The 17,646-nt window shown below is 36.9% G+C and carries 16 protein-coding genes and 2 riboswitches; of the genes, 3 read left to right on the top strand and 13 right to left on the bottom strand.

Features of this window, described 5'->3' with window-relative positions; translation table 11 throughout:
• Positions 1-720: 720 nt before the first annotated feature.
• Together ACMZ42_RS23240 and ACMZ42_RS23245 are read right to left on the bottom strand one after the other, a co-directional pair.
• Positions 721-2,025: an NCS2 family permease gene (locus ACMZ42_RS23240; protein WP_370082932.1), complete on the bottom strand. Its 1,305-nt coding sequence runs from the start codon at positions 2,023-2,025 to the stop codon at positions 721-723.
• A gap of 135 nt (positions 2,026-2,160) precedes the next feature.
• A riboswitch (purine riboswitch) is annotated at positions 2,161-2,262 on the bottom strand.
• A 466-nt stretch (positions 2,263-2,728) separates the two neighbouring features.
• Complete coding sequence (locus ACMZ42_RS23245) at positions 2,729-3,397, bottom strand: MOSC domain-containing protein (RefSeq protein ID WP_415732943.1); 669 nt, start codon at positions 3,395-3,397, stop codon at positions 2,729-2,731.
• A gap of 383 nt (positions 3,398-3,780) precedes the next feature.
• Here ACMZ42_RS23245 and ACMZ42_RS23250 point away from each other — a divergent pair, with 383 nt between their 5' ends.
• Genes ACMZ42_RS23250 through ACMZ42_RS23260 form a run of 3 tightly spaced genes read left to right on the top strand, consistent with a single transcriptional unit; the run spans position 3,781 to position 5,187 of the window.
• Entirely contained in the window at positions 3,781-4,221 is a 441-nt protein-coding gene (locus tag ACMZ42_RS23250; protein ID WP_415732944.1) for a LytTR family DNA-binding domain-containing protein, read from the top strand.
• Positions 4,218-4,634, top strand: coding sequence for a hypothetical protein (locus ACMZ42_RS23255; RefSeq protein ID WP_415732945.1), 417 nt, complete (start codon positions 4,218-4,220; stop codon positions 4,632-4,634). The genes ACMZ42_RS23250 and ACMZ42_RS23255 overlap by 4 nt, the downstream gene beginning before the upstream one ends.
• A 10-nt stretch (positions 4,635-4,644) precedes the next feature.
• A complete protein-coding gene (locus ACMZ42_RS23260; RefSeq protein WP_415732946.1) occupies positions 4,645-5,187 on the top strand; it encodes a DUF7010 family protein in 543 nt (180 codons plus the stop codon).
• Between the two features lie 46 nt (positions 5,188-5,233).
• Here ACMZ42_RS23260 and guaA read toward each other — a convergent pair whose 3' ends face one another.
• From guaA to nadE, 11 genes are all read right to left on the bottom strand, one after another.
• The gene (gene guaA / locus ACMZ42_RS23265) at positions 5,234-6,823 is read right to left on the bottom strand and encodes a glutamine-hydrolyzing GMP synthase (RefSeq protein ID WP_402874591.1); all 1,590 of its coding nucleotides are present in this window, start codon (positions 6,821-6,823) and stop codon (positions 5,234-5,236) included.
• A gap of 111 nt (positions 6,824-6,934) precedes the next feature.
• Positions 6,935-7,036, bottom strand: a riboswitch (purine riboswitch).
• 35 nt (positions 7,037-7,071) lie between these two features.
• Positions 7,072-9,258, bottom strand: a complete 2,187-nt coding sequence (locus ACMZ42_RS23270) for a transglutaminase TgpA family protein (protein ID WP_415732947.1) — start codon at positions 9,256-9,258, stop codon at positions 7,072-7,074.
• A complete protein-coding gene (locus ACMZ42_RS23275) occupies positions 9,255-10,436 on the bottom strand; it encodes a DUF58 domain-containing protein (RefSeq protein ID WP_402874586.1) in 1,182 nt (393 codons plus the stop codon). The genes ACMZ42_RS23270 and ACMZ42_RS23275 overlap by 4 nt, the downstream gene beginning before the upstream one ends.
• Positions 10,433-11,377 (bottom strand): AAA family ATPase, encoded by a 945-nt coding sequence (locus tag ACMZ42_RS23280; protein WP_370082946.1) that lies wholly within the window; start codon positions 11,375-11,377, stop codon positions 10,433-10,435. Before ACMZ42_RS23280 ends, ACMZ42_RS23275 begins: the two co-directional genes overlap by 4 nt.
• Before the next feature lie 240 nt (positions 11,378-11,617).
• Positions 11,618-12,298, bottom strand: a complete 681-nt coding sequence (locus tag ACMZ42_RS23285; protein ID WP_370082948.1) for an ABC transporter ATP-binding protein — start codon at positions 12,296-12,298, stop codon at positions 11,618-11,620.
• Positions 12,295-13,104 (bottom strand): ABC transporter permease, encoded by an 810-nt coding sequence (locus ACMZ42_RS23290; protein ID WP_415732960.1) that lies wholly within the window; start codon positions 13,102-13,104, stop codon positions 12,295-12,297. The genes ACMZ42_RS23285 and ACMZ42_RS23290 overlap by 4 nt, the downstream gene beginning before the upstream one ends.
• Positions 13,104-13,556 (bottom strand): nitrous oxide reductase accessory protein NosL, encoded by a 453-nt coding sequence (locus ACMZ42_RS23295; RefSeq protein WP_415732948.1) that lies wholly within the window; start codon positions 13,554-13,556, stop codon positions 13,104-13,106. The genes ACMZ42_RS23290 and ACMZ42_RS23295 overlap by 1 nt, the downstream gene beginning before the upstream one ends.
• Positions 13,553-14,824, bottom strand: a complete 1,272-nt coding sequence (locus tag ACMZ42_RS23300) for a nitrous oxide reductase family maturation protein NosD (RefSeq protein WP_415732949.1) — start codon at positions 14,822-14,824, stop codon at positions 13,553-13,555. Before ACMZ42_RS23300 ends, ACMZ42_RS23295 begins: the two co-directional genes overlap by 4 nt.
• A 60-nt stretch (positions 14,825-14,884) precedes the next feature.
• Positions 14,885-15,523 (bottom strand): nitrous oxide reductase accessory protein NosL, encoded by a 639-nt coding sequence (locus tag ACMZ42_RS23305; RefSeq protein WP_370082954.1) that lies wholly within the window; start codon positions 15,521-15,523, stop codon positions 14,885-14,887.
• A gap of 436 nt (positions 15,524-15,959) precedes the next feature.
• Positions 15,960-16,280: an NAD synthetase gene (locus tag ACMZ42_RS23310; RefSeq protein WP_370082956.1), complete on the bottom strand. Its 321-nt coding sequence runs from the start codon at positions 16,278-16,280 to the stop codon at positions 15,960-15,962.
• 527 nt (positions 16,281-16,807) lie between these two features.
• Positions 16,808-17,632 carry an ammonia-dependent NAD(+) synthetase gene (nadE, locus tag ACMZ42_RS23315; RefSeq protein WP_415732950.1) on the bottom strand — a complete coding sequence of 275 codons (825 nt, stop codon included), beginning with the start codon at positions 17,630-17,632 and terminating at the stop codon, positions 16,808-16,810.
• Positions 17,633-17,646 lie beyond the last annotated feature (14 nt).

Here is a 17,646-nt window from a genome sequence, read left to right on the forward strand (position 1 = left end):
TGATGTCCAAAATTTTGTTTCGTTCACCAACTCAAGGTTAGCTACTAAAAACTTTATTGATTACGTTTTGCTTGTTCAGTTTTCAAGGTTCATTTGTTTGTCACATTTAAGTGACTTTCTATACTTTAACATGTCGTTAACTCTATGTCAACTATTTGTGTTAGTATTTTTTAGTTGTTGTTGTTTCTTTCGTAACAACGTTTATAAATATATCACCTTAATATTAAGTTTGCAAGTGAATTATTAAAGTAAAACTATTTTAAATAAATCAATTACACCTCGGCATAATTGCGTCCGGAATCGGTCGGAGGCTTTAGGCCAACGTGATGTTGGTTACTCAGTCGCGTGTTGTTGTTGTTGTCGCTTCGCTTTCGCACAGTTAAATTGCCTCAGTACGCGGCATTCTTAGACCGAGTTCCTCTATTTCAGCGGGTGTACAAACACCCACTGAAAGGAGCTAAAGGGAGTTTCTTCTATAGTATATAAATCTACTACACATGAATGTTATAAGTTCTAAATTAACACTATAAACGCTTATTTAAATTCCTCCTGATTTCTCATATTAGCGACTTCCCTTTTCTACTGCAGAAATTGATGAAGATTTTTTATCAATAAAATTGTTTTATATTTTTATAGTTTTTATAAGAAAAGCACCTACAATTGTTAGTTTCATTTCTAACAATTGTAGGTGCTTTTTATATTTCTATTGTGTATTTATACTTAGCGTACCCATATAAAGTATGCAAGGAAGACAAAGAATAATCCGTACATCATAGGGTGAATTTCTTTTTTGCGACCCGCTAAAAGCATTGTTATTGGATAGAAGACAAAGCCTATTGCGATACCTGTAGCAATTGAGTAACCAAGAGGCATCATGATTACTGTAAAGAAAGCTGGTACAGCAATCTCGAATTTATCCCAATCAATTAAACGTAATGAAGATACCATCAGAACACCTACAATAACTAGAGCTGGTGCTGTTACTGCTGGAGTTACCACAGCAAGTAACGGTGAGAAGAATAATGCTACTAGGAATAGTATTGCCGTTACTACAGCAGAGAAACCTGAACGAGCACCTGCTGCTACACCTGAAGTTGACTCTACATACGCTGTAGTTGTTGATGTACCAAATAGAGAACCAATTGTTGTCGCAAGAGCATCAGCCATCAATGCACGACTTGCACGTGGTAATTTATTATCTTTTACTAATCCTGCTTGTGTTGCAACTGCCATTAAAGTACCTGCTGTATCAAAGAAATCTACAAACAAGAATGTTAAGACAACTACTAAAAATTTAACGTTTAATAAAGAACTAAAGTCATGACGAATTGGATCTAGAGCTACCATAAATGTAGAATCTACACTCGGAATTGCTGAAACAAATGCTGTAGGAGGCTCAATGACACCTGTAATCATACCAACAATTGCTGTTATAACCATCCCTAAGAAAATACCAATACTACGTAGTTTAATAATAAGAATAATTGAAAGAACAATCCCGAATACAGCTAGTAAAGTTGGACCAGTGAATGTTCCTAAAGTCACCAATGTAGCTTTGCTATCTGTTATAATGCCCGCTCCTTGTAAGCCAACAAATGTTATAAATAAACCAATACCTGCTGAAACTGCATATTTAAGTTGTACTGGAATTGCATTAATTACTGTTTCACGAATACCTGTTAACGAAAGAATGATAAAGATAACACCTGAGAAGAAAACACCTGTTAAACCAGTCTGCCATGGAATACCATACGCTCCAACTACAGTGAAAGCGAAGAATGCGTTTAAGCCCATACCAGGAGCAAGTGAAATTGGGAATTTAGCAAAAATACCCATAATTAGAGAACCGACTGCAGCTGCTAATGCTGTAGCTACGAATACAGCACCTTTATCCATTCCTGCATTTTCTAACATACCAGGGTTAACGGCTAAAATGTAAGCCATAGCAAGGAATGTAGTAATACCACCTATTATTTCGCGGCGATAATTAGTTCCTAATTCATCGAACATGAAATACTTTTTCATTTTAAAGAAATCCTCCGTATGGTCGTCTTCAATATCGAAAACAAAAAAAACACGCTGACTACTCTACTAGTCGCATGTCTACGATACATTTCATCACCATTACTATAGCGTGAAATCAATTAGTGTCTATACATTGGTATATATAACTAAAATCGTAGTCAAGTTATTTACGGTAACTTGGTAGAAACTCACGGGCCTTATCCCCGACATTATACGACGACATATTTAATTTACAATCGTAATATATCATTTCACTTTTCAGATTTCAACCCTATTTCCGAACATTTTTTATAAAAAATACACGAAAGTTCGTGTAAAATCCTTATTTAATGTTCACATTTTAAAAAATCGTTGCATAAACAGGTCAGTACTGAACGTTTTAAATAAAAAAATCCCCTAGGATCCATTCAAATTCTAGAGGATTTTAACTTCTTTCAGCAATTATTTTCTGTAGCGAAAGCGAAGCGTCAGCTACAAATGTTTTTTGTAGCGAAAGCGAAGCGTCAGCTACAATTACTTTCTGTAGCGTCAGTAACAACACACGACTGAGTGACCAACTTCGTGTTGCTGTCGCTACGTTAACACTGCGCTTTCGCACAAAAAACATATGCAGGCCTAAACACAAAGCTGATTCCGCACGCAATTATGCCGAGGCATAATTGATTACATCAATTACAAGAAAGCTCCCTTGATCTACATATATTTAATTCATCACTTTACTTTGCAAAAGCTGAATTCTTTTTGCTAATTTTTGTTTCCAATCTTCCGCTAATGCATCAACTGCTTGTATACGTTTCATCGCAAGTGCATCTTTGTTTTTAAAATACACTTCGTTGCAATGTAAAATTGAAATTCGTTCAGGGTGCTTTTCCACTAATTCAATTTTTGAATCTGCACAGATTGTCCCTTCTTTCAGTACACGAGCAAGGAAGCCTGTATAACCTGTTTCAATTAAACGTTTGAGTAATATGTTCGCCTCAGTATATTTATCAATCGTACTACAAGGTACACGTCCTTGGGTAACTTGGATGACAGCATCACCTATTTTATAAATATCACCAATGCAAATTTCTGCTTCCAACATATTCGTTACTGTTAAGTTTTCACCGAATGCTGCTGTCGGCAACGGTTTACCAAGTTCCTGTTCCCATTGTATGTAATGCTCCGCAGGATATAAACAAACGGCACGGTCAGGACCGCCATGATGTTTTTTATCTGCTACATCGTCCCCCTCAAATCCACGAACGGACAAATATACTTCTTGTACTTTTCGTTTTTCAATCCCTGTAATCATTGAGCGCCCATTACTATAATGCAACTCTTTCGGCATACCAATAGCAAGTGTGTGAATCATCGCTATATTTTTTTCCATTTCTGTCCCCCCTAAACTAAACAACGACATAGAGTCCTATTTATATTCATTAGTTTACTATACCTAACGCTTCGAAAGTATTATCCTTAAAGAAAGAATTTCAAGGTCTGTAATATATTGCAGCTTAACATCCTCTACTTTCCCAATCCCTAATTCCATAAAAACATACACTCATATACAAAAAAGAGTGGAATTTTCGGATACTTGAAGCACCACAAACCTTTCGGCACTCCATATCCGACCTCACACTCATCCCACACCTGAAGGATTGGGCTTTCCTGTTTGGAAAATCTGTAACAAAGCCTATTTTTTTTGCAACAAAACGAAAAATCATCGTAAGTTCTGAGAAGTGTTGCTACGATTAAAACAGAAAGGAGATCCACATGAAATTCAACTACATTTGGAAAAACAATCAATCATCTTCTGAAATTGAGATTATCAGTAATCCATCGAATAAAGAATTACTTTCTACAATCGAACAGCATTTTTTTCAATCTATAACATTAAGCGCAACAGATTTCAAAACAAATCGGCAGGTTATGATTGAACTCAATGACATCGAAGCAATTGAAGCATCTGGTCATTTTACCAAAGTCTTTTTAATAGATGGTACAGAGCTATTGCTGAATAAGATTTTAAAAGAATTATCTTACTTGGAATCTTTCGGATTGGTTAGAATCAATAATTCAATGATTTTGAATTTGAAGCAAATACGCTCATTTGCTTCGGGAAGTCACGCTAGATTGGAAGTTATTACAAAACAGCAAAATAAATATATTGTCAGTAGACATTATGCAAAATCTATTAAGGAGAAATTGATATGATAAAAGACTTAAAAAATAGCTTTTTATACGTTTCATTTTTGGGATTAATTTGGATTGTTTTCTTAATTACTGTTTTTAATCTTCACGAAGAAACAGTCAACTTTCTTTACATTTGGAATTTAATTGGTATTAGTGTTCTGATGGGGATTGTTTTTGGTATAGCTTATCCATATTTGTGGAATTACTCAACATTAAAAGTAACATCTAAAATTACTATTAGTACTTTTTTGAATTTCTTCTGTTGCTTAGGAAGTGTATATCTTTTTTCACTGAAAGCATTTGCAATTATCAAACCTTATTTATTGCTAATTTTAGTGATAACGTTGATTGGTCATATCATCGGATTTTATTTTTTCTCAAAATATGAAAATAAAAAAATAGCGGATAGTTTGAATAGATCGCTTGAAAATTAAGGAGACTGAAATGAACCTCAATACTAGCTTACAAGTACTATTAAACGATATTGCACAGAAACAAAAGAAGGGGCTGCCTTTTATAATGGCCTCAATATTTATTTGGGGAGTTATCACAATAATCGCGTTGCTGCCTTTAGATTTAATGATAAAAAATATTGGTATTTTATCTTGTGGTGCATTGCTGTTTCCTGTTTCAATTCTTTGTGCCAAAATATTAAATGTTGATTTATTTTATAAAGAAAATCCATTGATTAATGGACTATTGATTGCAACAAACAATCAAATTTTATATTTAATTATTTGTATTCTTCTATTACTTAAAGCACCTATCTGGGTCTTACCTGTATATGCAATTATTTACGGTGCACATTTATTACCGTATTCATTCTTTTATCAATCAAAAAATTATCGATATAGTTCAATATTTATTTGTATAGCTATTTTGATAAGTATAATTTTCTTCCATTTAAATGTTATTTTTGTCTCGTTAATCGTAGAAATTGGTGTGCTTTTCTTATTTTTAATGCTAAAAAAAGAAATTAAAAGCTAGTCTGAAAAAATCAGACTAGCTTTTTATTCGAAATCAAATAAGGGGATTATTCCCACTCGATAGTTGCAGGTGGCTTAGATGTAATATCGTACAGCACGCGGTTAACGTGTTTTACTTCGTTTACTAGGCGAACAGAGATTTTCTCTAATACATCCCAAGGAATGCGTGCCCAATCAGAAGTCATACCGTCGATAGATGTTACCGCACGGATACCGATTGCGTAGTCATACGTACGCGCATCGCCCATTACGCCAACTGAACGGATGTCAGGTAATACCGTGAAGTATTGCCAGATGTCGCGATCAAGACCAGCTTTTGCGATTTCTTCACGTAAGATGAAATCAGATTCACGTACGATTTCTAGTTTTTCTTCTGTTACTTCACCAAGTACACGGATACCTAGACCTGGACCTGGGAATGGTTGACGCCAAACGATTTTTTCGTCAAGGCCAAGCTCTAATCCTAGTGCGCGCACTTCGTCTTTAAATAATGTGTTAAGTGGCTCAATTAATTTGAATTGCATGTCTTCTGGAAGACCACCAACATTATGGTGAGATTTAATAGTTTGTGCAGTTGATGTTCCAGATTCAATGATATCTGTGTAAAGCGTACCTTGTGCTAGGAAGTCCATTCCTTCAAGTTTAGCTGCTTCTTCATCGAATACGTAAATAAATTCGTTACCGATAATTTTACGTTTTTGTTCTGGGTCAGAAACGCCTGCAAGTTTATCCATGAAACGTTGACGTGCATCAATTTTAATAAGATTCATGTCGAAGTCTTCTGTGAATGTTTTCATAACTTGCTCAACTTCACCTTTACGGTTTAAGTTGTGGTCAACGAACATACAAGTTAGTTGGTCGCCAATTGCTTTATGAATTAGAACAGCAACAACTGATGAGTCTACACCGCCAGAAAGTGCACATAATACTTTTTTGTCGCCTACTATTTCGCGGATTTTTGCGATTTCAAGTTCAATGAAGTTTGCCATTGACCAATCGCCTTTTGCTCCACAAATGTCGAAGACGAACTGACGTAATAAGTCGTTACCGTATACAGAGTGACGTACTTCCGGGTGGAATTGTACTGCATATAGTTTACGTTCAACATTTGCCATTGCAGAGATCGGGCAAGCAGCACTTGTTGCGATTACTTCAAAACCAGCAGGAACTTCAGTTACATGGTCACCGTGGCTCATCCAAACGATTTGTTCAGTTGGTAAGTTACCGAATAACTTGTTTGAAGCTGTTACTTTAATTTCCGCTTTACCATATTCACGTGTTTCAGCACCTTCAACTTTACCACCTTGCGTATGTGCCATTAATTGCATACCATAGCAAATACCTAGGATTGGTAAGCCTAATTCGAAAATAGCTGGGTCTACATGGAAGGCATTTTCGTCATAAACTGAGTTTGGACCACCTGAAAAAATAATACCTGTTGCGTTCATACCTTTAATTTCTTCTGCTGTAATCGTATGAGGATGTAACTCACTGAAAACACCAAACTCACGGATACGACGCGTAATCAATTGGTTAAATTGGCTACCGAAATCAAGAACGACGATTTTTTCTTGCTCTAATAAAGGGTTTGCTGACAATATTTCCACCTCTTCTACTATTTTTAAAGGACTTTTCATATGTTCAAAGAAAAACGCGTATGAAAGTAAAAACTTCCTACGCGTTCATAAGCTCTAATTTATAAAGGCGAATGCGTAGCAAAGAAAAGTGATTTACTAACCTTCTCACCTAACCAAAACATTCACCTTCATAGAGAAATCATTTACGGTGATTTCGTAGAAACATCCGAACCTTATTATCGAACTTATATGAAAGCAATCCTCATCATATATAATTTTTTTCATTTTACTCTTTGTACCCATCAAAATCAACTGATAGTGCGATTGATTAAATTTTCCCAACTTTCTTTCAGTTTCATAAAATCAACCTCTTGTTTATCTTTGCCATAAATATGTTGTTCATATACAGCAGTCAGTTTTTGCATCTCTTCCGTCTCTAGCGACTCATCTACTCTTGTAGCAAATGCACGTAATGTTTCGCCATCTTTTCGGCGTAATCCAATACGAGATAATTGCTTCGTTAAAACATGATATGAAGCATCAAAATTTGTCCAGTCCGCTTCTTTATTACGAAATGCTCGTACTTGCATTTTAGGTATCCACGTTTTACGTTGCATAAACAAAGCAATGCCACCGATGATCATCAAAATGCCTAGAGCAATCCATACATAAGTAAGCTTTTTCATCCATGTCCAAACAGAATCAAAACTAAACGACGTTGAGCTAGCTTTTTCTTTCTTCGGCTCTTGCTCTTCCTTCTTTGGTTGCTCTTGTTTTTTTTCTGGTTGCAGTACTTGCTCCTGCTGAGGAGTGTCTTGCTCAATATCATAATTGATATTGATATTTCTAGAAAATCCAATTGTCGGTTCAAACTCCATCCAGCCTATTCCAGGTACATATGCTTCGACCCATGAGTGTGCATTATCATTTGTAATTTGATACTCCTGTAAACCATCTGTTATTCGACCAGGCTTGCCTGGTGCAAAGCCTTTCACCCAACGTGCGGGTATCCCCGCCGAACGTAGGAGGACAACCATTGATGTTGAGAAATTATCACAGTAGCCAATTTTAGTATCAAATAAAAACTGATCAACATAATCTTGACCTTCAGCCGGAATTGCTACTTCTTTTTTATCGTATCTAAAGCCATGAGATGAAAAATAACTTTCAACTGCTTTTATTTGATCATATACTGAAGCCTTATCGTGTGTGATTTCTTTCGCTAAATTCACGACACGTGGCGGAAGTGTATTTGGCAATTGTAAAAAACGGTTAAAGGAAGGATCTAATGTTTCTACCGTGGATGCTTTAGACATTTGAAGCTGCTTCATGCTATATTCTGGCTCACTATAAGAAATCGTATAGTTAGATAACAATTTCGATTCACCATTCTGTTGTTCTATTGCTATTTTTTCAGTGTGTTCATCCTGAATAAACAGCGGTGAATCTTGGGCAGAAACAGATATCATGCCATACGTTTGCAATAAAAATGGCATTGGAGTAGCAATGTCTATTTGAATTTGACGTTCTTTTTCTCGAGATCCAACTTGTAACGAAGTTTGGATAGGGCTATTGGTTTGGTAAACATTTTTGCCAAAGTTCCCCTCCGAAAGAATCCAGCCCTTCGAAGTATAAGTATCCTTTGTATCTATACGCCAATAATGGCGATCACGAGAAGTTGCAGTAAAAATTAGTGTATTATCACCTTGAAACGGTCCTCCTAATCGGCTATCATCCTCGCTGTAACCAACTGTTTTTGCACCTGTTCCATAGCCCCCTTGCCCTGCAACCCCTTTAATAAAAGGCACTGGATCAGCCCAGGTCGGTCCTGTCTTAGGTAAAAAGAATGCCACTGAACTAACAAGCATTACCGAAACGATCATCGGAATAACCAGTTTCCACTTTCCTATTACATTGCTCGGTGCATCTGTTTGAAGCCATAAGCTTTTAACAAAAAGCAAGCCTGTCATTATTAATCCAAGTACAAGTACTTTAACAATTGCTACCTTTCCATCATAGTCACTAAACGTATCTAGTGTGGCAATAAAGAATACCGTTAACGCGAAGAAATAGAATATATTTTTCCGCACAGTTATCCAGTGATGAATTAGGTATATTAACATCCAAATAAGCGCAAGGAATAGCACCGTTCTAAATGTATCCGATACTTGTCCAAAATCGCCCGAAAGAATGGTCGTCATATTCCATTTCCATTCATGCATTAGAAATGGTATTGTCTGTCCTGAAAAAAAGGGACTTTCACTATAAACAAACACTATAAACCAAGTAATATAACTAAATTTCACTAATCCCGATAATAATGGATGTATTTGAAATAAGCTGAGTATCAATGCTAGACCGATAAACACTAAAAACAAATGAACCAAGCCTGTATTTGTCAGCTGCATTACAGGAATAAGCCATTCACGTAAAATCAGAAAAATTATTACGTATGCTATTGCTAATTCTATAAAATTTCCTAGTGATTTTTTCACGGCTTCATCACCTCCGTGAACAGATGGTAATAATCTGTTGGATTTACATGTACAACTTTAATTTGCCTATAACGCTTCGCCAACTCTGATTGCATAGGTGGCTGCTCTGCTACTACAAAACAAATACAGCTTTTCACCATATTGGCTAGAGAATAAAGTAATTCATCTGATACTTCACTCGTAACATATAGTAATGTTGCAACATGCTTAAACACTTGCTGCTCTCGTAATTGAAATTTGACCGTTTCAGCAGGTTTTATAGCAGCTAAATGATGCATTACTTGATCTAGCTGCTTATTACCTTGGATAATCGGAAACACCTTCGTTTTCGAACCAGCTGAAACAAATGAAATATCTCCACGTTCTCCGACAATTGTTTGTAGCATCGAAGCTACAAGCTCAATTTTTTCTTCAAATAACGGAGATTTTCCAGCATGAAGTACCAACATTAACTCCTGCGATTGACGATCTTCAAATTCCTTAGATTGCAATGTTTGTGTTTTCGCAAATGATTTCCAGTGAATCCACGAAAAACGGTCACCTGGAACATACTCACGTAAGCCAACAGCCATGGATGTATCCTTAACAATTGAATAAGGTGACATCATTGTACCAACATCAAATTTTGTTTGAAGCGCGGCATACTTCATCTCACGTACTCTCGGGTAAACTAAAATGACTTGTTCCTTTTCTGCCGCAACTTTCTTTTTTGCCCAGCCAAAAAAATCACAGAAAACAATATTAACACCTAAGTAACGATGCTCGCCACGGGACATATTTTCCAACACGTAATCCCAGCTAAATTTTTTCCCGAAGCCAACGAACTTAATGCTATTCGTTCCTTGCACCCTTGATTGAACAAGGGCTTCACTGTTCACAAGTTCCTCCATCATCATATAAGCAAACGGAAAGCGTGTTTTTCGTTCCACCGTAATGGTAACCTTAGCAGATTGTCCACTCTCTACATGGGATGGCTCAATTTTGCGTTCCACTAGTAAAATATCTTCTTTCACCAGTAAGAAAATAAATGCGTATAACAAAAACGGACTAACTGTAAAAAACACAAACCAGCTGACAAACCCACCTTGGAACATGGCATAACAAAACGTTATGATCATTAACAAAGATACTAATAAGAAATGTTTACTTTTTTCTATTAAAGCTCGCCATTTCTTCATTGCTCAGCAAACCTCTTTGTCGGCACAGGTGTTTTCGCAATAATTCGCTCAATAATTTCCTCTGCCGTAACGTTATCGTAACGGGCATCTGGTTTTAATACTAGACGATGGCTAAAAACAAATGGTACTAAATATTGAACATCATCAGGTGTAACATAGCTTCGCCCTTTTATAAATGCATAAGCTTGTGAAGCTTTCATTAAAGCAATCGTTGCGCGAGGACTTACGCCTAAATATATATAGCTATTTTCCCTTGTTTGAGTCGCTAGTTCGACCATATAGTTTTTGACCGAATCTTCAACATACACACCCTGTACAAGCTCCTGCAATTCATTTAATTGCGCAGCTGTTAGCACCGCTTCAATTTTTTCAATTGGTTTACCATGTTCAGCACGACGAAGTATTTCTACTTCTTGTCCTCTTGAAGGATAGCCCATTTTTATTTTCAGTAAGAAACGATCCAGCTGTGCTTCTGGTAACGGATATGTTCCTTCATGCTCAATTGGGTTTTGAGTGGCCATAACGAAAAATGGTTGATTGATTGTTAAGGTTTTACCATCAATCGTGACAGATGCTTCCTCCATCCCCTCAAGTAAAGCAGATTGTGTTTTTGGAGACGTACGGTTAATTTCATCAGCTAAAATGACATCCCCCATAATCGGACCAGGTCGAAACTCAAATTCCAACGTTTTTGGATTATAAATAGATACTCCTACAACATCAGACGGTAATAAATCAGGTGTAAATTGAATCCTTTTAAACTGTGCATCAAAGGATTTTGCCAGCGCTCGCACCATCATCGTTTTACCGACACCTGGTACGTCCTCAAGCAAGACATGCCCCCTTGCCAGCAAAGCTACTATGCTGAGCTCTGCAACCTCTCTTTTGCCTATCATTACTTTTTCTATATTTTCTAATACACCTTGTATTTGTGAATTCATAAATCAAAAAACCTCCTATTTCAATTCCAGCAATTATTCGAATTGCATGACAACTTCTTTAAGAATAACGAAATATGTTTAGTAACACAATTAGTATGAAACATTCATCTATTGCCTCATCCCTATAGCTCGAGCACTTAGCGAAAAAAATAATAATACTTCAGCATGAAAAAGAAGGCTTGTCTGAATACAATTCAAACAAACCTATCTTTTAGTATAACGTCATTACCTATCAAAATGTTACAGATTTAATTTTTTTAACCATAAATTCTCTAACGAAGATGAATTTTCTTGTAAAAGTATTTCCTCTAATTCACCAGAAAAAAGGATATTTCCTTCATGTAAAACTAACACATCGTCCGCTACTTCCTCCGCAAAAGCAAGCAAATGCGTAGAAAAAATTACAGTACAGCCCCTTGCTTTTTCCTCTAGCATCATTTTTTTCAGCTCCGCAATCCAAAAAGGATCAAGACCATTCGTAGGCTCATCTAAAATAAGCAAAGAACCCTCACCAAGTAAACTTTGAGCGAGATTAAGCCGTTGACGCATCCCCTTTGAGAAATGCTTCACTTTTTGTTTTCGAACATCCCATAAAGCTACGCGTCTCAGTACATCTTCCTGTTCCTTTTTGCTAATTTTCTTTAAAGAGGCAAGTAGCTGCAAAATTTCTGCCGCTGTTAACATAGACGGAAAGTCCACATCATCAGGCATATATCGAATAGCTTGTGGTTTATGCCATATTATTTCCCCAGATTTTTGCTTTTCTTGCCCAGTTAGGAGGCGAATTAAAGTACTCTTTCCAGCACCATTTCCTCCTACAAGCGCTAGAATACGCCCCGCCTGTAAAGAAAAGGAGGCTTCATGAAGACCTCTATTATTATCATAGATATTCGATAACTTCTTTGTTTCTAATAACATCATCTTCTTTCCCCTTTCTTTAAAAGCAAGCTAGTGTAAGCTAGCGGACATACTATCCAAAGCAATGTCACAGCTACGTATACTGCGTAACCTAGTGGTGATGAATAAAACTGCGTTACTGTATAAAATGCAGGTCCGAGCACACTAGCCTGATCTGTAAAAATAAAGTAACCAAAGCGCAGCCACTCCACAGGATTAATATGTATCGCTATAATCGTCAGTTTTTGAAGAATATGCCCCGCCACGATCGTTCCAATAGCCATTAAAGCGTAAGAGATTAGCAATAAAAAAATAGACCAAAAGACAAGTGATAACGATAATGCAAATAATCTTGTTTTTGCAAAAGCTCCCACAGCAATGGCCAATGACACAAAAATGAAGATACATAGCAAAGTTAGAATAATGAAAATAACTGGCAAACGAACTCCGCCAAGAAATCCACCAAGCGCTAAAATTACGCCAAACGCCACGACAACGACTAATAAAAAGGCAAACACAGAGGCAATATACTTTCCTGCAATATATTGCGTACGCGTCATCGGATATGTCTTTAATAATGAAAACCAGCCTGATTCCACATCACCTGCGATACTCATACTACCAATCGTTAAAATAAACAGAGGCAATAAAAACAACAATACATTTAAAAACGAGGCTGTCTGTCTTGTAAAACCCTCTACATCTGGTAATGCCATTTGCTGTATAACAATGATAGCTGTAAAAACGAATGTGAAAAGTATGCCTACAAGTTGCATCCAACGACTTCTAAGCATTTGCTTTAATTCTAGTTTAATAAACATACTATACATCACTTATGGATCCCCCATTTAAAGTCATGTAAATCCTTATAGGCTAGCAGCTGACCTTCTCCCTCTTTAGTCATCCACTCCTGTGCCGCTTCCTTCGAATCAAGCGCAACTACCCCATAATTCATCGGAGTCCAATAATCCTTGTTGTATACATACACAGCGTTAAAAACGTCAATCCATTCATTTTTTGCTGCATCTTTAATAAAGGCTGCTCCAATCTCAGCTTCCCCATTTGCTTCTATATATTCCATTAGACAGCCGATATCATCAAAAATTTCATAATCACCATTCTTCAACGCAATCTGACCAGCATATGCACTGTGAACTATACTCATATTGCAAATTTTACAAACATCGGTTTCACTAACTATTTCACGAGGCTCATATGTTTTTTCACTACAGCCCATCAAAGCACCGCAACATAGCATTACAATCATCATCCATTTTTTCATTCTGTTATTCCTCTTTTCCATAGCCATAAACTACTTAATGTCAAGAATAAACCTACTAGCATTTGCACCACATTCATCTTGGCCTTCTCGTTCACATGCTTCATCGCCAATTTGGGAGTATTATCAACAAGCATATTCTTTTCAGTTTTATTAATTTGCTGATCCAGCGATGTCAATAAAATGACGCTCGGAGATGCCACGAAATATTGGTAAACAGGCTGGCGTACCATCCATTGACCAAAGCTCGACACAGCCACATATGGAATATCACCGATACCATTGTCTTTTAAGTCAATCCCTGAGTAATCATCATAATAATTATTTACTAGTCGAAAGCCTTGCTTATCGGAGCGCGCAGTTAAAATGTTACCTGTAAAGTTATTACTACTAGCCATTGTGTCGTCACTTACCTTTGTACCTTCAATGGCTGTTTGGTTCATCTGAAAATCATTTGTTTCAATTCGGATATTTGAACTTTTCTGCATTGCCACACCAGTTCGGTTATTTTTAATCGTGTTATGTTTAATTTTGGCTTGCTGTACATCATACAGCAGCATACCGTAGCCATTAAAATCAAAATGATTAGCTACTATATTATTCTCAAGGAATATATCTGTTGTCATCATAATCATAAGGCCAGTCACATTCTGAGCATATGTATTGAAAAGTGCTTCAACATCACTCGTATACATAAAGTGTGTACCGTAACGACTGCTCGTCACCTTATTACGTTGAACAACAATATGCTTTACCTCTTCTACATAAATTCCGTCCTGCACTTGCTCAACAGTATTGCCTTCGATGGTAATGTCCTCACTCTTATAAATAGCCACCCCATTACCTTTTTTGGAATAATGACCTTCGATACCAGTCACATTGATATCATGTATGTGTACATTTTTGGAAAGTTGTATATGGACACCTGTATGAACATCTTTAATTTGTAACTTACGTAACTCAAGTCCATCTACAGTACTGGCTACAATCGCTTTATTTTTCCCTGATAACGTTATATTTTCCACAGTGACATTAGCAGTGTTTTCAATTCGGAGTGTAGGGTTGCCTCTTTCGCCGATAAGTTCCGTTCCCTCTTCACCTTGTAGTGTTATCGGTTTTGTCACAATAAAATTACCTTGGTAACGACCAGCAGGAATATGAACGACCTCCCCAGGCTTTGCTACATTAATGGCTTCCTGTACATCAAAATCGGCGTGCACTGTCTGACTCATAAATAGAAAAAATAATAAGGCAAACCCTATTTTTTTCACCAATCCTTACCTCCCAGTTCAGCACGAAAAGACTAGAGGAATTTCCCCTAGTCCATTCGATTAATGACCATGACCATCAGGTTTCTTTTCTTCCATATGCATAGAATCAGATTCACCTTTGGCTTCTTTTTCAGCTTTTTCTTTCATTTTCTTATTACGACGCTCTAATGCATCGTCTTTAATTTTTTGTAATTCCTCTACATGTGCAGTTGGATTGTCAGCGATATATTTGTCTGCATCAGCTTTATCTTTGAAATAAATATATCCCCAATTCATCGGAGATTTTAGGTCGGTTTTAACGATCGTTGCATCTTCAACCTTTACCCAATCTTTTGTGATATGATCACGTACAAATTTTTCGTTCTTTTCATTATTTGCAACCTCGGCATTTACTAAACAACCTATGTCATCATAAAAGGCAATTGTCCCATCCTCTTTTATTGCTTGAGTAGAGAATTCACCCATATCTTCGTCTTTCAAATACACTTTCATATTACACATTTCACACATTGTACCTTCTTTTGGTTCTTGTAAACGCGGATCCACTAAAGAAGCGACTTGTGTAGTTTTATCCTTTGCTTCTGCTTCACTTGTTGTAACATCTTGCTTAGACTCTTCTTTCTTAACTTGATCTTTTTCTGTACCACACGCCGCGAGTAAAAGTAATGCTGCAAATGCAGGTAACCATATTTTTTTCACAATTGCTTCCCCCATTATTTCGTTTTTTCTGTTTCTATTACATACTTTACAGGTAAGTTGTGAAATAAGTTAAAAATCGCTGTGAAGTATTGGAAAAATTACCTTGAATATTCATTGAACATCTTGACTTCGAATATTTCGAATAAAAAATATATTATTTCCATTTTCTACAACTTACATTCAGGATTATTGAAATTAAGTTCCTATTAATAGCTCTTCGCTAAGGCATGTATCTTCAGCAAGATGTTTTTTGTGCGAAAGCGAAGCGACAGCCACAGGATGTTTTTTGTGCGAAGCGTAGTGCTAACGTAGCGAAGCAACAAAAGATTTCTTGGTCTACAGGAAAAGGTATAGCTTGAAACGGAAATCATACTCATTTAAAGTCCAAAAAAACTCCCTACATCCCGAATGACGTAGAGAGTTCGAATTTATGATGTTATATAGAAGAACGGTAACTATTGAGAAGCTTCTTTTGCTTGCTGACAAGACTTAGCTTAACGGCAGTTTCATTTAATTCATTGCGTATTTGTAAATTGTAAGCACTGTCCACATAACTAGCTGCTATGTTATTAGGACGTTGCTGCTGAATTTGTCTAGTTTTACCGATATTCTTTTTATCTTTATTTTTTTGCAGACTATTTTTAAACTGTCGTTTCGGATTTTGTCCAAAATTATGACTTAAATCCCCAGCATGTAAATACTGTTGTTCGTTACGAAAGATACTACTAGTCGTCGAACTTACTCTAGAAGTCCTCATATATAATTACCCTCCTTTACTTTTTATCAACTTTGTAGGTATATATATCGACATTATATGCTTGAACTTAATAATACAGAACCAAATTGCTTAAAAAAATAGAAAAGAGCTATAAGAAAAAATATTTTCCACTTTTTCTCATAACTCTTTTCCTAAATATTACTCATAGCGTGGGGTTGATTTCCGTTCCGGCTGGGCGCTTTGTTGCTGACGCTTCGCTTTCGCACAGAGCAAAGCTTCCTGGGGGCGTACGATGAGCCGCTTGGGCCAACACGATGTTGGTCACGAAGGCGTTATCACAGGATGTGATGCTTTTAGCCTTCGTTCCTCTATCTGCTCGCTCCAGGGTCTCGGGCCAGCACGATGCTGGTCACGAAGGCGTTATCACAGGACGTGATGGTTTTAGCCTTCGTTCCTCTATTGCTGATCCCCAAGGAGTCGCCCAGCCTCCACTCCAATCAACTTATATACAATGGGATATTTTTCAATAATTATCATTTATCTTTAAGTGATGAACCTTATAAATATTACTTCCAAAAATCATCAAATATTGTAATTGGCATATGACGTTTGTGCTGAGAACGTAAATAATGCCCTTCTAATGTTTTACGAGCATCTTCAGGGATTTCCTTCCCCTCCAAATAATCATCAATTTGGTCATACGTTAAACCAAGAGCTACTTCATCTGGTAATGAAGGACGATCTTCCTCTAAATCCGCAGTTGGTACCTTTAAATATAAATGCTCCGGGCAATCAAGCGCAGCTAGTAACTGCTTACCCTGACGCTTGTTGAGACGGAAGATTGGCATTAAATCCGCACCACCATCCCCAAATTTTGTGTAAAAACCTGTAATTGCCTCCGCAGCATGATCGGTCCCTAGCACAACAGCATTATTCATAGCAGCAATAGAATACTGCACCTTCATTCGCTCACGTGCCTTTTCGTTCCCTTTGGCAAAATCGCTTAGTTCAATACCTGCATTCGTTAATGCTCTAACACTTGCATCGACTGCATCTTTAATGTTGACCGTATAAGCCTTCGTAGGTTTTATATAGTCAATCGCATCCTGACAATCCTTTTCATCCGCTTGCACACCATATGGTAAACGAACAGCCCAAAATGAGTACTTCGCTTCTCCCACCTCGGCATTTAATTCATCCACCGCAAGCTGCGTTAATTTTCCAGTTAACGTGGAGTCTTGGCCACCTGATATCCCAAGAACAAATCCCTTTACAAAGCTATAGCGACGCGCATATTCCTTTAAAAAATCAATGGATTTGCGAATCTCTTCCTGTTCATTAATAGTAGGTAACACACGTAATTCCTTAATGATTTCTTGCTGTAATGTCATTTTGTCCTTCACTC

The sequence above is a fragment of the Lysinibacillus sp. NPDC056185 genome, assembly GCF_047737915.1.
Lineage (GTDB): Bacteria > Bacillota > Bacilli > Bacillales_A > Planococcaceae > Lysinibacillus.